Source organism: Burkholderia sp. Se-20378 (assembly GCF_017104665.1).
Taxonomy (GTDB): domain Bacteria; phylum Pseudomonadota; class Gammaproteobacteria; order Burkholderiales; family Burkholderiaceae; genus Burkholderia; species Burkholderia lata.
This window is the reverse complement of sequence record NZ_JAAGPG010000747.1, coordinates 1-3,349: the sequence shown is the minus strand read 5'-3', so window position 1 is coordinate 3,349 and position 3,349 is coordinate 1. Positions and strand designations below refer to the sequence as shown.

Genomic DNA, 3,349 nt, shown 5'->3' with positions numbered 1-3,349 from the left:
CCGGTAGAGCCGGAGGTATAGATGACGTAGGCGAGATGGTGACTGGTGAGGCCGAGAGCTTGAGGATCGGGATCGGTGTCGGAGTGGTGCGTCCAGTGGGGGTGATCGACGTGGAGGTCGAGGACCGTCAATGACAAAAGGGCTTCATTGCCGAGCGCCTCGCGTCCGACAGCATCGCAGAGCACGATGGCAGGGGCCGCGTCGCCGAGCGTCTGGGTAAGGCGTGCCGAGGGATACGCCGGATCAAGGGGGACATAGGCAGCGCCGGCCTTGAGGATGGCAAGCAGACCGACGACCATGGCCGGACTGCGCTCCAGACAGATGGCGACCCGATCGTCCGGTCGAACACCGAGAGCGATCAGATGATGGGCCAGGCGGTTGGCTTGGGCATTCAACTGCGCGTAGGAAAGTGTCTCGTCCTCAAAGACCAGCGCGGTGGCCTCCGGAGCGCGCCGGACCTGGTCCTCGAACAACTGATGGATGCACCGGTCGGCGGGATACGGGGCCTCGGTCCGGTTCCAGGTGTCCAGCAGCAATGTGCGTTCGTCGGCGTCGAGCAGATCGATCCGCGCGATCGCCTGCCCGGCATCGGCCACCATGGTCTGCAGCACGGTGATCAGGTAGCCGCGGTGACGCTCGAGGGTGGCCGGATCGAACAGGGCGGTGGCATAGCCGAGGCCGCCGACGATCGTATCGCCGTATTCGCCCAAACTCAGTTCCAGATCGAATTTGACCGTATTCCACTTCATCGGCTCCGACTCGACCTGGAGCTGTGGCAGTACCAAGGTGCCGGGGTCGTTGTTTTGCCAGGCGAACATCACTTGGAACAGCGGAGTGTGATCGAGTCGCCGGGGAGGCTGGACGATCTCCACCACCTGCTCGAAGGGCAGATCCTGGTAGGTTTGGGCGTCCAGCGCCGCCTGACGTACCCGGGCAAGCAGTTCGGCGACGCTGGGTTGTCCGGACAGATCCAGACGTAGGGCCAGGGTATTGACGAAGAAGCCGATTAGCGGCTCGATCTCGCGTTGTCCGCGGTTGGCACTAGGGGTGCCGATGACCAGATCATCCTGGCCGGAGAGACGGGCCAGGACCGTGGCCCAGGCGGCCATAAGCGTCATGAACAACGTCGTGCCGTGCTGCTGACTCAGGCGCTTGAGTCCCGCGGTCAACGCGGCATCGATCTGCAGCGGCAGGAAGGCGCCGTCGAAGGACTGTTGCGCCGGCCGGGGGCGATCGGTGGGGAGGGCGAGGAGGACCGGGGCATCGGCCAGAGTGGACTGCCAATAGTCCACCTGGGTCTGAAGCCGTTCACCGGCCAGCCATTGGCGCTGCCAGGCGGCATAGTCGGGGTACTGGATGGCCAGCGCGGGCAGCGGATCGGGTCGACCCTGGCTAAAGGCGGTATAAAGCGCACTGAGTTCGTGGACGAGCACGCCCATGGACCAGCCATCGGAGACGATGTGATGCTGAGTGAGCAGGAAGACATGGAGCGCGTCGGCCAGGCGGATCAGACGGGCCCGGATCAGCGGACCGGTGGTGAGGTCGAAGGGGGCATGCGTTTCTTCAGAGACTATGCCTTCGAGAGCCGTCTGGACGTCTGCGACCGTGCGCAGGTCCTGTTCGACCACCGGCAGGCCCGCCTGCGCGGGCAGCAACCGGACCTGCGGTTGGCCCTCAGGGTTAACGAAGATCGTGCGCAGACCTTCGTGACGGGCAAACAGGTGATCGAGGCTGCGGCGCAGCGCGGTGGCATCCAGTGGTCCGTGCAGGCGCAAGGCCAGCGGGATGTGATAGGAAGCACTGAGTCGTTCATCGAGCTGGGCGAGGAACCACAGGCGCTGCTGGGCAAAGGAGAGCGGCAAGGTTCCTTCGCGGGATACGGGGACGATGGGCGGTAACGCCGAAGGGCCGTCATGTGCCAGGCGTACAGCAAGGGTATCGGCCAATCCACGCAAGGTGGGTTGGGCAAACAGCGTGGCGAGAGAGAGCTCGATCGCAAAGCGCTGGCCGAGACGGCTGAGCAAGCGCACGGCAAGCAGGGAGTGACCGCCGAGGGTGAAGAAGTGATCGTGGCGACCGACACGGTCGACGCCGAGCAGCTCGGACCACAGCTGAGCCAGCGTGGTCTCGATCTCCCCCTGGGGCGCCTCGTAGGCATGACGCGCAAAGGCCTCCCCGTCCGGAGCCGGGAGGGCTCGGCGATCGAGCTTGCCGTTGGGGGTGAGTGGAAGGCTGTCCAGGGTGACGAAGGCGGCCGGGACCATGTAGTCGGGCAGGCGCGCGCTCAGATGCGTGCGCAGGGCCGTGGCCAGGTCTTCCGTGTCGGGAACGTTCTCGTCGTGCGCCCGGAGGACATAGGCGACCAGGCGCTTATCCCCGGGGACATCTTCGCGGGCGAGAACCACCGCCTCACGTACGGCCGGGTGTTCGGCCAGACGTGCCTCGATCTCACCCAACTCGATGCGGAAGCCGCGAAGCTTGACCTGATGATCGTTACGCCCCAGGAAGACCAGGTTACCGTCGGGAAGGTAGCGGGCCAGATCCCCGGTCTTGTACATGCGGGCGAGAGGATCGGCCACGAACGGATCGGCGAGGAAGCGCTCGGCGGTGAGCTCGGGACGGTTAAGGTAGCCGCGCGCGACACCGGCACCGCCGATGTAGATCTCACCAACTGCGCCTAGCGGGACCGGCTGGCCGTAACTATCGAGCAGGTAGATCCGCGTGTTGGCGATCGGCTTGCCGATCGGCACGGATTGCGCGTCGAAATCGGCCGGACACGTAAAAGCCGTCACGTCGATGGCGGCTTCGGTCGGACCATACAGGTTGTGTAACTGCGCATGGGGCAACCGCTCCAGGCAGAGCTGCGCAGTGGCCACCGGCAACGCCTCGCCGCTGCAGATGATGCGCGAGAGCGTTGTGCAGCGCGCGAGGTCGGGTGCTTCGAGGAAGCCGCCGAGCATCGACGGCACGAAGTGCAGAGTGGTGACCGCGTACTGCGCGATGGCTTCGGTCAGATAGTCGGCGTCACGGTGTGCGCCGGGCGCGGCCATCACAAGCGTGGCGCCGTTGGCCAGCGGCCAGAAGAATTCCCAGACCGACACGTCGAAGCTGAATGGCGTCTTCTGCAGCACGACATCCCGGGTGTCCAGACGATAGGCGGACTGCATCCAGGTCAGGCGGTTGATCAGTGCATCGTGTTCGTTCTGCACGCCCTTGGGGGTGCCGGTAGAGCCGGAGGTATAGATGACGTAGGCGAGATGGTGACTGGTGAGGCCGAGAGCTTGAGGATCGGGATCGGTGTCGGAGTGGTGCGTCCAGTGGGGGTGATCGACGTGGAGGTCGAGGACCG

The 3,349-nt window shown here is 65.0% G+C and carries 1 protein-coding gene; it reads right to left on the bottom strand.

The window, feature by feature from the left end; genetic code table 11:
- The coding region (locus G3N93_RS36980) for a non-ribosomal peptide synthetase (RefSeq protein WP_206135239.1) at positions 1 to 3,349 on the bottom strand (3,349 nt) is incomplete at both ends.